Raw genomic sequence first — 21364 nt, 5'->3', positions numbered from 1 at the left:
AACACTAAGGAAAGCACAAAGACCACAATTTTGGAACCAATAATAAATACCATGAAAGTAAAACATTTAGTAACCGTATTCTGCTTGTTGTTTACCTCAGCACTATTTGCAAACAACTTTGTCCGTATAACTACCGACAATACTTGTTTGCTGTATAAGGTAAACGACAAAAACAGGTTAGAACAAACCTACTTTGGTGAGCGTATCAAGCAATTGAATGAACTGGAAATAGTTTCACTAAAAAACTTCAGTGCATATTCTACTTTTGGCACTAACCACGTGTTTGAAGCTGCATTGAGAATTACTCATGCCGATGGAAATACCTCTACCGAATTGGCTTACGTGTCATCGAAAACCGATAAGGTAAGCGACAATATCACCCACACTGTGATCTCCCTGAAAGACGAATATTATAACCTGTTTGTTGACCTGCATTATAATGCGTATCAGAAGGAAGATATTATCGAACAATGGACTGAAATTAAAAACAATGAAGATAAAAGCATTGCACTGGAAAATTTTGCTTCATCCGATCTTTCATTTGTGTCACCCAAATATTATGTCAGTCAATTTTACGGAGACTGGTCAGAAGAGATGAATATAGCAGAACAAGAGTTGACATCAGGTATCAAAATCATCGATTCTAAACTGGGAGTACGTACTAATCAATACACACATCCATGCTTTATCTTATCTCTGAATGCTCCTGCTGAAGAATCGACAGGCGAAGTGATTGGGGGAACATTGGCTTGGCCGGGAAACTTTCAGTTCTGTTTTGAAGTGAATAATGATAAAAAACTTAGAGTACTATCGGGTGCTAATCCGTATGCATCAACCTATACTCTGGACAAAAATAAAAGCTTCAAAACACCTGCCTTGTTATATACTTACAGCAAAGAGGGAACAGGGAAAGTAACACGCAATTTTCACCGTTGGGCACGTAAATACGGTATCAAAAACGGAGATCGCGAAAGAGATATCCTTCTGAATAACTGGGAAGCCACTTATTTTGATTTCGATGAACCTAAGTTAACTAAGATTATTGATGATGCTTCTAAAATGGGTTTTGAATTATTTCTGCTTGATGATGGATGGTTCGGTAATAAATATCCACGTAACGGCGATACCCAAGGATTAGGAGATTGGCAAACCAATAAAAAGAAACTACATCAGGGTATTCCATATCTGATACAAGAGTGTAAAAAACGCAATCTCAAATTCGGTATTTGGGTAGAACCCGAAATGGTAAACCCTAAAAGTGAGCTTTATGAAAAACATCCAGATTGGATAATCGCTCAACCTCATAGAGAAAGAACTACTCAACGCAATCAATTGATTCTCGATCTGAGTAATCCTAAAGTTCAGGAATTTGTATATAATACAATTGATGAGATATTGAAAAACAATCCGGGTATAGATTATGTGAAATGGGACTGTAACCGCTTTGTCGGAAATCCCGGCTCGTCTTATCTGCCTGCCGACAAACAATCTCATATCTGGATCGATTATAGCCGGGCACTTCTCGAAATAATGGAAAAGGTGAATAAAAACTATCCCGATGTTATTTTCATGGCATGCTCAGGCGGTGGAGGTAGAATAGATTACGGTACACTGAAATATTTCGATGAATATTGGATCAGCGATAATAACGACCCTCTACAACGGATATTTACTCAATGGGGAGCACAGCATTTCTTCCCTACTATCGGCTTGGCAAGCCATGTGTCGGTTTCTCCAAACCACATCAGTGGACGCAGTACACCTCTGAAATACCGTTTCGATATTGCTATGGCTGGAAAATTGGGTATGGACTTGCAACCAACGCAAATGACAGAGAAGGAATACGAATTCTCGAAAAATGCAATCGCCACTTATAAAGAAATCCGCAAAACAGTTTTGATGGGCGATTTATACCGTTTGTTATCTCCATACAAAAATAACCGTACTGCATTTATGTATGTTTCGGAAGATAAAAATGAAGCTATTGTCTTCAACTTTCTGGTAAGAAAGGAAATCAAAACCAATACACAAACCCTCTTTTTACAAGGATTAGACCCGAATAAGGTTTATACCATGCAAGAGGTTAACCGCGAGTCGCCTAATTGGTCGAGATTCTCAGAATATAATGGGAAAGTATTTACGGGTGAATATCTGATGAAAGTCGGGCTCACATTTGCCATGTACAATGAATACGAAAGTGTTGTTATTCGACTCACTGCCAACTAATCTAAAATACTTACTCATGATAAAAGCACATGTTATATTACTATTGAGTGTTCTTCTCTTTGCAAGCTGCAAGGAGAAGGACTTTGTGGTTTCATCACCCGATTCAAGATTGACTATACAGATCAATACCGAAGATTCCATCTCATACAAAGTATTATTTAAAGGAAAAGAAATTATCGCACCTTCTGTTATTGGCCTCCAACTACAAGATAAAAATCTGGCTGTAAATGCTAAGATTAAGAAGGTAGTAAGCCGCTCGGCAGATGAAAAGATAACCCCTCTATATGGGAAATTCAAAGAACTTTCCGATAAATACAATGAGACCCGAATTGATTTCGAGGGAAACTATTCTCTCGTAATCAGAGCCTATAACGATGGGGTTGCCTATCGTTTTGTCACCGAAATGGATAGCGACATCATTGTTCGCAACGAGGTTATGAATGTCAATATCACCGATGATCCGGCAGTAATATTTGCTGAGACAGCTAATTACACCGCTTGGGAATTGATGTATATGGATTATGCCTCAGCCTCAGCCATTTTGGATGGCAAGAAAGCAATTACACCTGTACTCTATTCCATGCCTGACGGAACAAAAGTAGTGGTTACCGAGTCGGATGTAAGAGATTATCCGGGAATGTATCTGGTGAAAAATAACAAAGGATTCAACTCTAATTTTGCACAATATCCCGATAGTACCGCTTTGGGCAGTTGGGGATTTGTATCTGTAGTACAAAAGACCCGGGATTATATAGCTAAAACAGAAGGTAAACGCGAATTTCCCTGGCGGGTAATCATAGTTACCGATGATGATAAAGAACTACTTACCAATGAAATCATTTATAAACTGGCGAAACCTCAAATATTGACTGATGTTGATTGGATAAAACCCGGAAAAGCAGCCTGGGAATGGTGGCACGATGCTATGCTTCCCAATGCGGATATACCTTCGGGGATGGATAACCGAAATACGGCATTGTATAAACATTACATTGATTTTGCAGCCGAAAACGGTCTCGAATATTTAATGATCGATGCAGGATGGTCACACATTTTCGACCTGTCCCAAACCAATCCTAAAGTAGACGTGCAAGAGGTTATCAGTTATGGAAAATCTAAAAATGTAGGTGTTTTCTTATGGTGCGTTGCTATGGCTTTGACCGATCATGCCGACGAATATCTGGAAATGATGCATAACTGGGGTGCGGTAGGTATCAAAGTTGACTTCTTCGACCGTGACGACCAACTGGCTATGGAATGGTACGAAACCATTGCCAAAAAAGCTGCGGAACATAAACTGATGGTTAATTTTCATGGTTGCAGCAAACCGACAGGGCTTCAACGTATGTATCCTAATATTGTCAATTTCGAAGCTGTACGGGGAGCCGAGTGTTCGAAATGGGATTTGACAGCTAACCCACAACATCATGTAACATTTCCCTTTATCCGCATGTTAGGAGGTTCGTTGGATTATACTCCGGGAGCTATGCGTAACAAATCGCCTCAGATGTTTAAGCCGATTGATCCGGGATTACCTTCTGCACAAGGAACTCGTTGCCACGAATTGTCGATGTTCGTTATCTACGATCAATATCTGGCTATGCTTTGTGACTCTCCGAGTGAGTACCGCAAATATCCCGATATAATGAAGTTCTTATCGAAAGTACCCACCACTTTTGATGATACCAAAGTACTAGCTGCTAAGGTTGGACAGTATGCTTTAATAGCTAAACAAAAGGGCAATGAATGGTACGTTGGCGGAATGACCAATTGGACTGCACGGGATGTAGTAGTCGATTTTTCGTTCCTCACAGAAGGAGTACAGTATACGGCAGAAATCTACAAAGACGGAACAGATGCCAATCTGTATGCAGATCGATATATCTACGAAACAAAAAATGTAGATAATACTACAAGAATGACAATTCCACTAGCCGCCGGAGGGGGGACAGCAATGCGCATATACGCTAAATAATTACAATCAGTAACGTAATATTTATCACCCTGTTTTAATAGTAGGGAACGCCTTTTATGGTCATTTACAAACCGTAACAACAAGCTTCAACCTTACTGTATATGCAAAAAAGGAAACAAATTTATAATCCTAATCCTTAAAAAAACAGCATTATGAAAACAAAAATCCGGTTCGTGGCATATAGCCTGCTACTATTGTTTTCAGCACAATTTGTGCAGGCGACTCAATACATTGTTCAGTCTCCGAACAAAGCCCTGACCATTAAAGTGGATATAGGACAAGACATTACATATTCTGTAGAATGTGATAATGTTGAACTTATCAAACCCTCTCTGATATCCATCGCTTTAAACAACGGAATTACTATAGGCAAAAACGGAACTGTAAGCAATTCTTCTTCAAAAGAAGTCAAAGGAGATATACCATTGGTTTATGGAAAAAATAAAACTATGGAAGAGAACTACAACGAAACGACAATAGACTTCGATCAGAATTATTCGCTGATCGTCCGTGCATACGACGAAGGTGTAGCTTATCGTTTCCGTACCCGGCTGGGAGGCGATGTCGTTGTAAACAGCGAACAGGCAGAATTCAACTTTTCGGGTACTCCTACCGTATGGTATCCCGAAGCCGATCAAAAAATGGAATCGTGGGAACGTGTATACACTTTCCACAACAGTATTGCAGAAATACCTTCCGGCTCTTTCTCTATTACGCCTGCCATGTTTTCGTACCCTACGGGCATTCGTGTAGTAATAGCTGAGTCCGATTTATCGGATTATCCGGGAATGTATATCCAACCGTCGGGAACAAATGCCATGAAAGGCAAATGGGCTCAATATCCCAAAACTGTAACTGATCCCAATGATGTATATAAATATCACCGGGTTACAGAACGTTACGATTATCTGGCACGTACATCGGGTACCCGTACATATCCCTGGAGAGTAGTAATTGTCTCCGAAGAAGACAAAGACTTACTAAATAACGAATTGATATTTAAACTTGCCAAAACTCAGGAAATAATAAACACGGATTGGATTCAACCCGGAAAATCGGTATGGGAATGGTGGCATGACGGCATACTGGAAGGAGTAAATCCATCGGGAACTCTAAGCTACGAAAGCTACAAATATTACATCGATTATGCAGCAGCCAACAAGATTGAATACCTGACTATGGATGCGGGATGGAGCGATAGTTTTGTTGTGCAGGTTTGTAATTATGCCAAATCGAAAAATGTAAAAGTAATTCTTTGGGATTTTATCAACCTTCCTGTTACAAATCCGAACAGAATCACCCAACTAAAAAACTACGGAGCAGCAGGAGTAAAAATCGACCTGATAGAAAGAGACGACCAGATAGCTATGAACTGGATCGAAAAACTGGCTAAAGATTGTGCCGACAGAGAAATGCTCCTTGTTCTGCACGGTTGCCCTAAACCCACAGGATTGCAAAGAGCTTACCCGAATATTATAAACTTCGAAGCCGTACGCGGTGCAGAATGTGATAAATGGGACACCACCCCCAATGCCGATTACCATCTGCAATTTCCTTTTATACGTATGTTGGCAGGTCCTCTGGATTATACTCCGGGATCGATGAGAAACAAACACCTTTCTCAATTCACTCCAATAGGCACAGGTGTGCCTATGAGTATAGGAACCCGTGCGCACGAATTAGCCATGTATGTGATGTTTGACCAACCTATGGGTTATCTCTGTGACTCACCGATAGAATATGCAAAATATAAAAACATCTCGGAATTCTTCTCACATGTACCCACCGTATGGGATAAAACCCTGCCACTTGATGCGGAAGTAGGAGAATATGCTGTGATAGCAAAGAAGAACGCAAATGAGTGGTTTGTCGGAGGAATGACAAACAGCAAAGGCAGACAACTTGAAGTGAGCTTCGACTTTCTTGATGCAGGTAAACCGTATGAGATACAAGTATACAGAGACAACGATAATACGGATAATGATGCAACAGCTTACACTTATGAAACGCTAAAAGTGACCAGTGAATCGAAAGTGAAATTCAAATTATCACCCGAAGGCGGATTTGCTTTACGAGTGACCGAATCATCAACCTCAGGCATAGAAAAAGAAACTCTAGATAATGGTTTTCTCTCCTATACGAAACATTCTCAATTATATATCCAAGCACCCGAACTACTTCGAAATATTTGGATATATGATATAACGGGGAGACTATCTTTTCAAAAGACAATAGCAGAAAATAACGTAAAAGAATACACCCTGAATATTGAAGAACTAAACAAAGGAGTACATCTTCTCAGGGTAGAAACAGAAAACAACCACTACTCTAATAAATTTATTAAATAACTAAAATCGAAATCGTATGTAAAGAAAAACGAAGAAAAACAGCTATTCACAGAAACCTTTTTAATTAAATAAACTAATACATAGTATCATGAAAAAGTGCAGAGTGCTAATTATGTGTATATTTCTGCTAATATGCGGATATGTACATTCGCAAACAATAAAAGTGGATGGAAAGGTAACCGATGCAACAACCGGAGAGGCAATCATCGGAACTACAATTGTTGATACAAAAGATAAGACCAAAGGTACAATAACCGACCTCGATGGTAACTTTTCCCTTATGGTTGATAAAAACAGTACATTAATAATCACCCTGTTGGGATATCAGAGTCAGAATATTCCTGTTCAGGGGAGGTCCTTTATCGATGTTAAAATGACAGAAAACTCTATCGACCTCGAGTCAGTAGTTGTTGTCGGGGTATCGATGAAAAAAAGTGATCTGACGGGTGCAGTAGGTCGGATCTCGAGCGACAAACTGGAAGAACTTCCTGTACTCAGTGTAAACGAAGCATTACAGGGACGAGTTGCGGGTGTTTACATTTCGAAAGACCCCAATCCGGGAGGAGCAAGTACGCAGATAAAAATACGTGGGAACAACTCCATTCAATTCGGGACTGATCCTATCTATGTAATAGACGGGGTTGTATTAGACGGAGGTTTTAACCTTGTCAACCCCGAGGATATAGCATCTATCGATATCCTTAAAGATGCCTCTGCAACCTCTCTCTACGGATCGAGAGGTGCTAACGGAGTGGTAGTTATTACAACCAAAAGAGGTAAAAAAGGAGGTCAGATCACCTATGACGGATGGGTTGGATTCTCTGATTACACCAAGAAAATGCCACTTATGGGAACCAATGATATCTATAATCTGCGCGTAGATGCTGCCGCTAATACATATATGGATAAAAATCCTACAGCTAACAGGCAGAATTATATCAGCCAAATAACCTCGCCTGAGAATTTTGATGTTTTTGCTGATTATGAACATGCTTCCTACAAAGCCGGGCAAAGCTACAATTGGCTGGACGAAGTTACCCGAAAAGGTTTTCAACAAAACCATACTGTAAGTTTTTCGGATGCCGACGAAAAAGGAAATTACTACCTGAGCTTTGGTTATTCAAAACAAGAAGGATTAGTTAAGAATTCCGATTTCGAACGATTCAATGGTAAAGTAAATATCGAGAGAAGCCTTAAGCCCTGGGTAAAAGTAGGCACAACAACTTCTTATATAAGGGGTAGTTATGGCTTAACGGAAAGCAGTGTATTTTGGAATGCCATGACAGCAAACCCCATGTATCCGATTAACGATACCGATATTTATATGAAATGGGGATCGGCCGTACAAACAGGTGTCTATAATCCGATTTTAAGTCTTACTATAGATGGGGATCGAATGCAAAACCGATTGATATCAGCCAATTATGTAAATCTAAACCCGATGGAAGGGTTAAACATCAGAAATACTCTTTCTATCGATAAAATGGATCAGCAGGAATATTGGTATACACCCAAAAATGTAGGACAATCGATCCGTAATGCTTATGACGGAGAAGCTTCTCACCGTAAAGACGAATGGTTTAACTGGCAGTGGGACGGATCGGCTTCTTACGAAACTACATTTGCCAAGAAACACAAATTATTCGCTATGGTGGCAATCAATGTCTCTAAAAACCAATGGCAATTTAATCAGGTAAAAGGCAGAGGTTTTGCTTCTGACGAATTTTCCTATTATTCTTTGAAGGGAGCAACAAAGAAAGACGTCTTTGACCTCAGTTCGGATTTCACGAATAGCAGCATTATGGCATTTGTTCAAAGAGCTAATTATTCATATGACAACAAATATTTTGCAACATTAACCGTAAGACAAGAAGGCTCATCCAAAATTTCACCTCAAAACCGATGGGGTACTTTCCCTTCACTGGCATTATCGTGGAATGTTGCTAACGAAGATTTTGTGAAGAAATTAAATATTTTTGATCAGTTGAAACTTAGAGCAGGATATGGTATTGTCGGTAATCAGAACATACCTCTTTATGCCATTTATTCGCTTTGGCTTCCTTATGTTTCAGGAGGAACTGTTCTTCCCAGATCGGATGGAAAAATGGGCAATACCGACCTTAGATGGGAAAAACAAAAACAATGGAACTTTGGTCTTGATGTGAGTATTCTTCAAAACAGATTATCTTTCACTGCCGATTATTATAATATTAAAAATACCGATCTGCTAATGCAAAGATCTTTGTCTTCTATGAGTGGATATACTAACACTATAGCTAATGTAGGAGAACTGCAAAACAATGGATTCGAATTTTCGGTAAACGGAGCTATTGTTGATACTAAGGACTTTAAATGGAATGTATCGGGTAATATTTCTTTCAATAAGAATAAGATAAAGAAACTCTATGGTGATGTAGATGTGATTTGGAATAAAGGAGGGTATACCGGTGTTGAAATCCAAAGAGAAGGTAATATTTTCTTAGGAGAATCTCTTAACTCTATCTATACCTATAAGTTTGACAGGCTAGCCACTCAAGCCGATGTTGAACGAATAAATAACGGAAAACTAGATGTTGGCGGCCGTACTGTACAAGTAGGAGACATTTTACCTAAAGATTTGAATGGAGACGATGTTATAGACGATCTCGACCGCACCATAGTTGGTAAAACAGATCCTAAATTCTTCGGGGGATTTTCGACAGACTTCAATTATAAAGGAATAGGATTAAGTGCTATTTTCAATTATTCTTCCGGAGGAAAGAAACTAAGCGGACTTTATGAAACCATGATGTCGGGAAGCGGAATGACCGCCTCACACGAAGATCTGAAAAACCGATGGACTCCTGAAAATACAAATACCAATATTCCACGTGCCTATCGCGATGGAGGCCGTTTTACTTATGGAGATGTAGATCTGGGTGTGCAAAACTCATCTTTCCTGAGGATGGCCGCTATAACTCTGTCTTATAATCTTCCTAAATCGGTATTGGAAAATATTAAGTTGAATAATGCGCTCCTATACTTCACCGGAAATAATCTACTCACTGTTACGGACTTTAAAGGTTATGACCCTGAAACAGGAGACTCATATCCTGCAACCAAAATGTATGTGGTTGGGGTACGATTTGGATTTTAAGCTATTTATTATATAAGTAACAGTTAGACATTAATAAAAAATGAATATTATGAATGCTAAAAAAATAATAGGATTGATGATGATAATCACATTATTATCAACATCGTGTTCGGATTTCTTTGATAATGATCCCAAAACAGCCCTTACTGAAGAAGAAGCATACCTCAATCATACGGAAGCTCTTATAGGAAGTCTGTATAATCAATGGCGGGATATACGGAAAGATAGAGGAGGTTTGATGTTTCAATTGGGTTCGGACGAATCTCAACAAGGGGCATTTCAGGTTAGTACCGACCGCGATCAGGCTGCATTGGACAGATACGACGGCTCACTTTCTCCTTCCAATAATGCACTTACTCAGCAATGGGACAGTCGTTGGCGTTTGGTTAGTGCCGCAGCTAAAGCTGTAAAGAATTTAGAAATAAATACTCCCGAAGAACTAAAACCTTTGCTGGGAGAAGCATGTTTTATCAGAGCTGTATTAAATTTCGAATTGACACAATATTGGGGCGAAATCCCCCTTATAGATGCTAAAATTACTCCAGTGCATGGACTGACCAGACAACCATTAGCCCTTGTATATGATTTAATCATCAAGGATCTGGAACGTGCCGAACAATATTTGCCTGAAAAGCAAACCGATAAACGGAAAGTATCTAAAGGTGCTGCACAAGCATTACTCGGAAAGGTGTATCTCTCGGCTTTAATCGAATCGGGAATACGGGATTATGCTAAAGCAGCCGAATATTTCAAAAAAGTAATAGATAATGGCAATTACAGATTGGTTGCTAATTATGCCGATTTATTTGATCCTAATAAACCCAATACAACAGAATCTATTTATGAATATCAGTTTAGTATTGTATACCCTGATAATAACCAGATTCAATGGCAAACAGGTTCACGGGCTCTTGCCGATGTAGCAAACGGATATTGTTATTTCGGAGGTTACGACCTTATACTGCCTACTATATATTGCTATAATAATGCGTCGGAAGGTGGTATATGGGAAGACGGAGATCTACGTAAGAGTGAGAGCATCAGGTACGATTTCCAATATGATGATTATAAACCTACACTCCCCGGTGGATTTGGAGGTGATGAGCTGGATCCTCACATTAAAAAATACGAGGATAAACGTACCGATAGAGTAACCAGCTTCTGGTATTCGGGAAAGAATGTTCACTACCTCCGTTTGGCTGATATATATTTATGTTATGCCGAGTGCCTCAATGAGACAGGAAAAACATCTGATGCTGTTAATATAGTGAATGCCAACATTCGCAGCCGTGCATGGGGTGGTTCGTTACCCGATAATAAAAAATGGAGTACGGGAATGTCTCAGGAAGATTTCAGAAAGAATATCATGGATGAGCGTATGCGCGAACTTTGTTTCGAAGGCTGGAGGCGCATGGATTTGATTCGTACAGGTAAATTTGTTGAATTAGTAAAAACACATAACAAATGGACTAAAGCGAGCGGAACCATACAACAATTCCATAGCAGATATCCTATTCCGTTGACTGAAATAAAACAAAATGAAGATATCAGCGAGGAAGATCAAAATCCGGGATATGGCAATTATTGATTTTAGGTTATGACAAGAATACTCTCCCGAAAGTTTCGGGAGAGTATTCTAATAATTATTTAGTATGGAAAAGGTTACAACGCAAGAAATTACGATTTATAAAGAAAAACCGATCGTGTTATTCCGAATAACAAACTCATCGAATGCCTATATTGAAATGCTCAATTATGGAGCCACCATTGTATCGGTAGTTGTTCCCGATAAGGAAGGCAGACTTGATAATATTGTCCTGCATTATGATAATCCGACCGATTATTTCTCAGATAAGTTCTATCTGGGAAGTACCATAGGACGTGTTGCCAATCGGATATCTAAAGCTGAGTTTATGTTGAATGGAAACAGTTATCATTTAGATAAAAATGATGGTAAAAACAGTAATCACGGAGGATATAATGGCTTCAACAAGAAAATATTCGACTATCGGATAAAAGAAAATAGCATCCTATTATATACACAAAGCAATGACAGAGAAGGAGGCTTTCCCGGAAATTTAAATTTTTCTGTCGAATACTCATTTTCGGATAACAACGAATTGCAAATTATATATACGGCTTGGTCAGACAAAGCAACTCCTGTAAATTTCACCAATCATTCTTATTTTAACCTGTCCGGAAAAAGAAATACTATATTGAATAACCAACTTAAAGTAAACTCACAGGAATATCTCGAATCGAATAACGAGTTTTTACCGACAGGTAAAATATACCCTGTCAAAGATACCGCTTTCGATTTCGGAGAATATAAAGAAATAGCAAAAATGCTCCCTTTGAAGAATGATAGTTTAAAAGGATACAATGCCTTTTTTATAAAAGAGAGCAAACATAATGAAAATACCCCTTTAGCTTCTCTTTTAGATCCGGATTCGGGTAGGACAATCGATTTATACACTTCTATGCCCGGTGTTTTAATTTATACGGGCGATTTTTTATCCGACGGATTCCAACCTTTCGAAGGTATTTGTCTAGAAGCACAATACCACCCTGATGCTCTTAACCAGCCTCATTTCCCTTCGAATATACTTCAACCCGATCAAATAAAGACGGATACTTTAACCTATCGATTTGGTTGCAAATAAGCAATATGCAGTGCATAACGGTTTACTCGCAAATAAATATCAAAAAAATGTAAACAAAAGAACACTCAAAGTAGTTATTATATAAGAGTGATGCATAAATAATGTAAACAGCAATCAATATAATTTAAAATAAAGTTTTTCGGATATTATTTTCAAATCAGATTATTAAAGCCTTATTTGTTATTTTAAGCCTAAAAGACTAGTAGTTTCCTATTAGTCTTTTTTCTGTGCTTTTACAATCTAAGAACTTTTTATTACTTTGGCAAGTATTAATACAACTGGTAGTTATAAACAAATAATATTACATTAAATACCTGCTGCTAATTATAAACTAGGTCTGCAACTTTAATATAATTATATTTGTAAGAATAAATACAAAATAATGGAAGCCTCAACACCAAACGAAATATTCACTCTAGCTGCCGATATTGTACGCAACACCTCACAGTCTGTCTTTCTGACAGGTAAAGCAGGAACAGGTAAAACTACATTTTTACACCATATTCGCAAGAATGTGGATAAAAACGTAATTGTAGCTGCTCCAACAGGTGTAGCATCTATAAATGCAGGAGGAGTAACATTACATTCGTTGTTGCAGTTGCCATTCGAACCGTTTATTCCCAATTCGGAAGGAAAAAAGAAGCTGGACTTCCATTTCAAATTGCGTAAATCTAAAATTGAGATGTTACGCGAACTTGAACTCCTTATCATAGACGAAGTAAGTATGCTCAGAGCCGATATGCTTGATGCTATAGATTATATGTTGAAACGCTATCGTAATAATCAACAGTTGTTTGGAGGTGTTCAGATTCTTTTCATAGGCGATATGTTTCAGTTGCCTCCCGTAGCACAACAGCACGAATGGGATCAATTGAAACAATACTACCCTTCCCCATTCTTTTTTCACGCTCAGGCATTACAAAACAATATGCCTCTCTACATAGAGTTAAAAACAATTTACAGGCAAAGCGATCAGATTTTCATCGATATACTGAATCGTATTCGTAATAGCTGTACTACAACAAGCGATTTACAAATACTCAATCAACGTTACAACCCGTCTTTTAAATTAACAGTAGAAAACAGGTATATTGTTCTATGTACTCACAACTATAAAGCCGATAAGATAAACAGTGAACAACTGGATGGTCTGAAAACAAAAGGAATTTCTTTTTCGGGAAAGATAACAGGCGATTTTGCAGATAACTCACTGCCTACAGATTTTGATCTACTGCTGAAAGTGGGTGCACAGGTAATGTTTGTAAAAAATGACGCAGGAGAAAAACGCCGTTATTATAATGGAAAACTAGCTGTAATCAGCCATCTGTCGAAAGAAAAAATAGTTGTTCGGTTCGAAGATGGCAACGAAATGGAACTCGAAGAAGAAACATGGCGTAATGTGCGTTATTCATTAAATGAAGATTCGGGCAATATTCAGGAGGAAGAATTAGGAGCCTTTACACAATACCCTATCCGTTTAGCATGGGCTATTACCATACATAAAAGTCAGGGATTAACCTTCGACCGGGTAGTTATAGACGCAGGGCAAGCTTTTGCCGCAGGGCAAGTGTACGTTGCACTCAGCCGTTGTACATCCCTCGAAGGAATTGTATTATTTTCACGCATTACAGCCGATAGTATACATACCGATCAAAGCGCTATAGCCTTCAGTAAAGAAGAACTGAAGAAAGACTATCTCCAACAAATATTGGAACAAGAAAAACCCCTCTATTCTGCTAACCGATTAAAAAAAGCATTCGATTGGTCACCAGTAGTTCGGAGTATTCAGTCTTTGAACCAATTAGCAGCTGAAAAAAACATTCCCGAAAAGGAAAAAATGCAGGCTCTCTTTTCTGAACTGTATATAAGAGCAAGAGAAGAACAGAAGATAGCCGAAAATTTCAGAAAAGAGCTTAACACAATATTATCGGTGGCTAATCCCGATATTAACTTATTAACGGATCGTGTAAAAAAGGCGGTCGGATATTTTCATAAAGATTTGCAACAGAATATTATTATACCGATAGAAACTCATATAAACAGCCTAAAAAAAGCATCTAAAGTAAAACTGTATTTGAAAGGTGTACGTGAAATTCATGCTACATTATTATCACTTCTGGAAAAGTTGGAACGTATCCATTATGGAAATATTGAACTCACCTCCGATCTGGTTTTCAAACAATTGACCGCCCCTCAAATCGAAGTGCATATAGAAAGTGAAAAGAAATCGAAACCTCAAAAAGGAGATAGCCAGCGTATCACACTCTTATTGTTTAATGAAGGTAAAACGTTGAAAGAAATCGCTACCGAGCGTAATTTATCTACAACAACTATCGAAGGTCATTTATCGGAATTTATTCTTACGGGTGAATTATCTGTCGATAAATTAATCTCCGAAGAAAAACAAAACTATCTTCTCCCACGATTAAAGGATATCCAGCCTAATACTCCCTTATCCAGTATCAAAGAGGAGTTACCCAAAGAATATACTTATCTGGATATTAAAGCCATGATGAATCACATCAGATGGTCTAAAAAACAATAAATCCTAAATTTATAAATTAATAAGCAGCAAAGATTCTTTTGTTCAAGGGCATATAGATTATTAGATATCTTATTCAAATAGTTTTTTTTAGAATAATATAACAATATTTCAATTAAATTGTTACATTTGCTTAAAGACTCTTTCTGTCTTTGAGCATAAACGGCTATGTTTTTTCGGATTGAAATAACTAGTAATTTATTAACCTTTGATTTAGCAATCGACACACCTTTCCATAGGGATAAAATATATTATTTTATCATTAGCAAAACCTTAATTTACTATAGAAGAAAATGACAATATCACTAATATATAAAAACATAGGCTTTAATCTAAATTTTAACTATTTAGGTTTGGTCATGTGCGCTGAAATATTAGAGAGAGAGAGAGAGAGAGAGAGAGAGAGAGAGAGAGAGAGAGAGAGAGAGAGAGAGAGAGAGAGAGAGAGAGAGAGCTATAAAATACCCTTTTCTTTTCTTAGCAACAAATTTTCCCGAAAGCTTATTTTGGGGAAGAGCCTTATATTACCTATTTATTTAAACTTATGTTCGACCATACCGATATAATCGGCTTGGTCTTTTTTACGTGTGCCTGGTTGCATACTATAATAAATACCCTTAAATAAAATCAATGTTTAACCTAAATCAATTAAAAGCATGAACTACAAATTAAAGGAAAGGAAACAACGAAGAGGAAGTTTCTTTAAAGTGCTAATTCTAATGATGGCAATGCTTGGCTTCGGAATGTCGGCCAATGCACAAATAACCATCACGGGCACAGTATCAGACGAAAACAGTGAACCGATGATTGGTATTACAATTGCTGTTAAAAATGCGGCAATTGGAACAGCTACTGATATGGATGGAAAATATACAATAACTGTCCCCAATAGTAATTCGGTATTGGTCTACTCCTATATAGGCTACGAAAGGCAGGAAATTCCTGTAGGCTCACGTAAGGTAATAGATGTAAGGCTGAAAGAGAATACCAAACTACTCGATGAAGTGGTAGTAGTTGGTTTTGGCACTCAGAAAAAAGCGAACCTGACAGGATCGGTTGCTACAGTAGATAGCAAAATGCTCGAAAACAGACCCCTGAGTAACGTTTCTGCCGGTTTAGCCGGTTTATTACCGGGTGTTACCATTACTCAAAAAAGCGGGCTGCCCGGAGGTGACGGCGGTACTATCAGAGTACGTGGAGTAGGAACTTTAAATAACGCCAACCCGATGGTACTTGTAGATGGAGTAGAAGCAACAATGGACAATATTGACCCTAATGATATTGAAACATTAACCGTGTTGAAAGATGCGGCAAGCTCGTCGATATTCGGAGCAAAAGCCGCTAACGGTGTTATCCTGATAACTACTAAAAAAGGAAAAGCAGGTAAATCTCAAATCAGTTATTTAGGCACTTTCGGCTGGCAAGCACCTACTGCATTACCCGATTATATTCGATCGGCTGAGTATGCAGAGATGTACAATGAAGCCTTAAAAAATGACGGCAAAAGCCCTAAATTTACAGAGGCAGAGATTCAAAAGTTCAGGGACGGATCTGATCCTGATAATTTTGCCGATACCGATTGGCAAGACTTGCTTTATCAAGGTTCGGGATTTCAAACCAATCATAATATAAACGTCAGCGGGGGAACAGATAAAGCCCGCTATATGACTTCGGTAAGTTATCTGCAACAAGACGGAGTTATCAAACTGACAGGTAAGAAACAATATAATATAAGAACGAATCTGGACATCAACCCTATCTCGAAACTCGATGTGGGTGTTAACTTATCGTATACACGCATGGATCTGGAAGAAGCAACTAACTCATATGTAGGAGGTGGAGCAGATCAGATTTTCAGACAAGTAAACTTAATTTCACCTTGGATTCCTTATCGCAAATCGAACGGAGATTATGGCACTATTAGTGATGGAAACCCGATTGCATGGATCGATCTGGGGCAACAAATATTGAAAAAAAGAGCATACTTCTTAGGAATAGGAACAATTAAATATGAATTTATAAAAGACCTTTCGCTAAAAGGTGTGTTTTCTTATAAAACATTCAATGAGGACCAAAACGAATTTATAAAAGACATTCAATACAATCCGAATAAATACCACGGTCCAAACAGAATGCACCAAAGAAATTATTCCGATGAAACGGTTGCGAGTGATATTTTCTTAAATTACAGCAAAACTTTTGACCGCAAACATAACCTGATATTCTTAGGTGGATTTCACTCCGAATATTATCACTACAAATACACCTACGCATATCGTGAAAAATTTCCCAGCAACAACCTGACAGACTTAAATGGCGGTAGTACCGCAGGAATGAAGAATGAAGGATATACCAGAGAACTGTCAATGCTATCTTGGTTTGGCCGTATGAATTACGATTATGCCGGTAAATATTTACTGGAAGCCAACTTCCGTTACGATGGATCATCTCGCTTTGCTGAAGCCAACCGTTGGGGCTTTTTCCCTTCATTTTCGGGAGCTTGGCGTATTTCGGAAGAAAATTTCATGGAGCCTGTAAGAAATTCTATTTCGAATCTAAAAGTCAGAGCTTCATGGGGAAAATTAGGGAATCAAGCTGCTTTAGATGATTATTATCCTACCATCCCTACCCTATCATTGAGTAATCAGGATTATGCTTTCGGAGGAAAGATAGTACCGGGAGGGGCAACTGTTTATGCTAAAAACCCGAACCTTAAGTGGGAAGAAACACGCACATGGAATATAGGTCTTGATGTTGGTATCACCAACGATTTGAATATTACTGTTGACTATTACGATAAATTGACATCGGACATTCTAATGAAAGTACCCACGCCGGATACATATGCCTTGTCGGATTTTTGGGATAATGTAGGAGAAGTATCTAATAAAGGTATTGAATTTTCGGCACAGTATAACAAACAATTTAAGAATGTAGTATTTTCTTTCGGTGGTAATATTGCATATAATAAAAATAAGATATTAAAACTTGCAGGACAAAATGAGATTATTGACGGGAAGGACATCAAACGAGTTGGAAATGCCCTGAATAGCATTTATGGATACAAGACCGATGGTTTATATCAATCGCAGGAAGATATTGACAATTGGGCGACAAACAATATTCAGGGAACTGTAGTACCCGGAGATTTACGCTATGTAGATGTAACGGATGATGGAAAACTGAGTGCTGCCGACCGAGTGATAATAGGTTGCACAGATCCCAAATTTGTATTCGGATTTAATGTAGGAGCTGTTTATAAAGGATTCGATATATTGGTATTCTTTCAGGGAACAGCAGGAGGAAAGGGATACATGGAATCTGAGGCTATTGGTGAGTTAAACGGAGATAATGGTAAACCGACTTCTTTCTGGCGTAACCGATGGACTCCCGAAAATAAAAATACAGATATCCCCCGTTTGAGCAGCCAAGGCAAAAGCGGACCGAGTATGCCAACTGTAATATCTTCCTACTGGTTACAGGATGGTACTTATTTGCGTCTCAAAAATCTACAACTGGGATATACACTTCCGGCAAAACTGACTCACAATATGCAAATGTCTAAAGTCAGAGTATTTTACAGTGCCCAAAATCTGTTGACATTTACAAATTTCGTAAAAGGCTGGGATCCTGAATCACCTGTAGGAAGAGGTAGCCATTATCCTCAGGTAATGGTAAATTCATTTGGTATTAACGTTACATTTTAAGGAGGATTAAATCATGAAAAAATATATTTTATTTCTAGTTTCAATATTTGCTCTTACCTCTTGCTCGGATTTTCTAGATCGGGCACCGGGTGATGCTCTTTCTCCCGGTACGTTCTGGGAAACCGAAAATGATGCTAAACTGGCTTTAACCGGTTGCTACAGAGGATTCGAAGATAGTTGGGGTGTTTTATACCGCGATTGTGCTTCCGATAATGCTTATAACTTTCACCGAGCCGAAGGATATCAGGCTTTAGGTGATGGAACAATGTCTCCCGGTGATCCAGGTTCGACCGCTATATTTTCTTTTATTACCATTCGCAAATGCAATGAATTTCTGGAAAATATCGACCGTGTCAATTTCAGAACTGAAGGATTAAAAACAAACTATGTAGCCGAGGTTCGTTTTATCAGAGCATACCGTTATTTTTTAATGACCCAGTGGTATGGCGATATTCCTCTGGCTACCAAAACATTTACGACTCCCGAAGAAGCGAGAGTGGGTAGAGATCCCAGAGCAACCGTAGAAGATTTTGTAATATCCGAGCTAAAGGAAATTGCTCCGAGTCTTGCCGAAAAACATTCGTCCAGCGAAACCGGACGCATCCCCCGAGGTGCGGCACAAGCTCTGCTCATGCGAATGTACTTATTCAAAGGAATGTATAAAGAAGCTATTGATGCAGCAAAATCGGTTAAAGGCTACGATTTGTTTCCTTCGTTCGAAGGTCTGTTTTTAATGTCGAACAGGGACAATAATGGAGAGACTATACTTCAGTACGAACACGTTGAAAATAATCTTTCTATGGATTTAACTCCATTCTTGCCCAATAGTAAAGGCGGATGGTCGTCGGTAGTGCCTTTACAATCATTAGTAGATAATTACGAAATGGCGGACGGGCTAACAATAGCCGAGGCTAAAGCTATAGGTAAATATAATGAAACTAATCCTTATGTAAACAGAGATCCGCGTTTGCGACAAACTCTTATTTATCCGGGGCAACTTTGGGAGGGTCAGATTTTCAGTTCGATTGTTAGAGGAAATGCCGATCATCCGACTAAAGAAAATAACTCAACCAAATCAGGTTATAATTTCAAAAAATATTTCAATAATTTAGAGCAATTCCCTTCCGGATTTTGGAATACAGGTCGAAGTATTATACTTTTCAGATATGCCGAAGTCCTTTTGGGGTTAGCAGAGGCTAAAATAGAATCGAACCAACTGGATACCGAAATGTATGATGCTTTGGATAAGGTAAGAACAAGAGCCGGAATGCCGATTGTAGATAGAACCAAATACAATACTCAAGCTAAATTACGGGAACTGGTTCGTCGCGAACGCCGCTCCGAATTTGCATTCGAAGGTTTGAGACGTTATGATATTATCCGTTGGGGGCTTGCTCATGAAGTAATGAATGGTGATGCACTCGGTTGTCGCCAAGGCACTATTTTGGATGAGGCTTTACCGAATGGTGACAGAAATCTGAATTTGAATGAAGAAAATTTCTTTGTAGAAAAGAGAAAATTTGCAGACAGGAATATTTTTCTGCCTATTCCTCAATCCTCAATTGATAAGAATAATAACTTATTACCCAATAATCCGGGATACTAATTGTTATTAGAGAGACATTTTCGAAACCCTGCTTTAGAAATAAAGCAGGGTTTTATATTTTTCAATCTATTTACTTTCATAACAACCCTACAACTAGTCAGGATTTAACAATCTCATTTATCTCAGTTTCTTTTTGATTTTTAGAATGATAAAGTCCTTTTTTCTTTCGGTTTACCCTTTGCATTATACTGGTTATATAAACTGTAAAAATAGGAAACATCATCATTCCCAACGCAGCCAAAACTACAGTTAATATTCGACCACCGGTAGTCACTGCATAAATATTCGACCCAACTGTTGTTACGTTCATAAATGCCCACCATAACGAATCGGGATAATTTGTAACCAAAGGATTTACTTTATGCTCGACAACTAAAAATATAAGACTCGAGAAATAAACAGTTGCCAACAACATAGTCAAATAAGAAACAAATAGTCCTGATATCTTATTTTTTGTCAACCAACTAACAACAATAGCCAAAGCATAGCCTCCCCTGATCAAAGGAATAAAGCGAATAAAATAACTAACCCCAGGAGAGAATGAAAGATCATAATAATCTATTATATTGAGATAGGGAATAGATATTAGTAGAAAGATAAAATGAGTACGCAAAAAATACCACTTACGGTCTGATAATATAAATTCGAATAGAAAATCGAATAAAAAGAATATACATATCCATAACTGTATTTTCAAGTAAGAACCTTGCGTCTGAAATGGAATATTCTTGAAGGTATCAATAGAGATACTTATAACAAGAAAAATAGAAAGTAAAATAATGATAATATGCAGAATATCACAAATAGTTGTCTTCTGATAAAAGAAATTTCTCAACGTATTTTTCATTGATTTTAAAAGTATAAGTTATTCATTTCTAATAAACAATTATCATTAATCATTTGTTTCACAAAACAATCTCACGATCTAAGAGATGATATATAATTCTTCAATTAAGGAGGGTATATTTAAGGAGGATTTAAACCTATATGAATACAACAATCGACAATTTTTTATCTATTTATATAAGGGGAGTAAACAGTAAATAAGAAAAAATAAAACGATAACAAAAGTGTCACTTTTGTTACCTTTGATTTAAACTTAGTAGTAAATGTATATTTATCAGATTTTCAAAACTTTAGGGGGGGGGGGGGGGGGGGGGT

The 21364-nt window shown here is 38.0% G+C and carries 10 protein-coding genes; 9 read left to right on the top strand and 1 reads right to left on the bottom strand.

What is annotated here, in order from left to right; all coding sequences use genetic code 11:
• Positions 1 to 51: 51 nt before the first annotated feature.
• From CLV62_RS08235 to CLV62_RS08190, 9 genes are all read left to right on the top strand, one after another.
• The gene (locus CLV62_RS08235) at positions 52 to 2226 is read left to right on the top strand and encodes an alpha-galactosidase (RefSeq protein WP_110310307.1); all 2175 of its coding nucleotides are present in this window, start codon (positions 52 to 54) and stop codon (positions 2224 to 2226) included.
• A gap of 16 nt (positions 2227 to 2242) precedes the next feature.
• Positions 2243 to 4201, top strand: a complete 1959-nt coding sequence (locus CLV62_RS08230; protein ID WP_170120039.1) for a glycoside hydrolase family 97 protein — start codon at positions 2243 to 2245, stop codon at positions 4199 to 4201.
• Positions 4202 to 4353: 152 nt separating this feature from the next.
• On the top strand, positions 4354 to 6549 hold the full coding sequence (locus tag CLV62_RS08225) for a glycoside hydrolase family 97 catalytic domain-containing protein (protein ID WP_110310305.1): 2196 nt from the start codon (positions 4354 to 4356) through the stop codon (positions 6547 to 6549).
• Between the two features lie 88 nt (positions 6550 to 6637).
• Complete coding sequence (locus CLV62_RS08220; RefSeq protein WP_110310304.1) at positions 6638 to 9685, top strand: SusC/RagA family TonB-linked outer membrane protein; 3048 nt, start codon at positions 6638 to 6640, stop codon at positions 9683 to 9685.
• Positions 9686 to 9734: 49 nt separating this feature from the next.
• A complete protein-coding gene (locus tag CLV62_RS08215; protein ID WP_110310390.1) occupies positions 9735 to 11273 on the top strand; it encodes a RagB/SusD family nutrient uptake outer membrane protein in 1539 nt (512 codons plus the stop codon).
• 64 nt (positions 11274 to 11337) lie between these two features.
• Positions 11338 to 12348, top strand: coding sequence for an aldose epimerase family protein (locus CLV62_RS08210; RefSeq protein WP_110310303.1), 1011 nt, complete (start codon positions 11338 to 11340; stop codon positions 12346 to 12348).
• A 382-nt stretch (positions 12349 to 12730) separates the two neighbouring features.
• Positions 12731 to 14893, top strand: a complete 2163-nt coding sequence (locus tag CLV62_RS08205; protein WP_110310302.1) for a helix-turn-helix domain-containing protein — start codon at positions 12731 to 12733, stop codon at positions 14891 to 14893.
• 653 nt (positions 14894 to 15546) lie between these two features.
• On the top strand, positions 15547 to 18597 hold the full coding sequence (locus CLV62_RS08195) for a SusC/RagA family TonB-linked outer membrane protein (RefSeq protein WP_110310300.1): 3051 nt from the start codon (positions 15547 to 15549) through the stop codon (positions 18595 to 18597).
• A 13-nt stretch (positions 18598 to 18610) separates the two neighbouring features.
• Positions 18611 to 20203, top strand: a complete 1593-nt coding sequence (locus CLV62_RS08190; RefSeq protein ID WP_110310299.1) for a RagB/SusD family nutrient uptake outer membrane protein — start codon at positions 18611 to 18613, stop codon at positions 20201 to 20203.
• A gap of 97 nt (positions 20204 to 20300) precedes the next feature.
• On the opposite strand, the gene CLV62_RS08185 is transcribed toward CLV62_RS08190, so the two are convergent.
• Positions 20301 to 21050, bottom strand: a complete 750-nt coding sequence (locus CLV62_RS08185) for a potassium channel family protein (RefSeq protein WP_110310298.1) — start codon at positions 21048 to 21050, stop codon at positions 20301 to 20303.
• Between the last annotated feature and the right edge of the window lie 314 nt (positions 21051 to 21364).

This window comes from Indolivaga alginatilytica (assembly GCF_003201355.1).
Classification (GTDB): domain Bacteria; phylum Bacteroidota; class Bacteroidia; order Bacteroidales; family Dysgonomonadaceae; genus Dysgonomonas_A; species Dysgonomonas_A alginatilytica.
The sequence above is the reverse complement of the archived record's forward strand: the minus strand, read 5'-3'. Positions and strand labels throughout refer to the sequence as shown.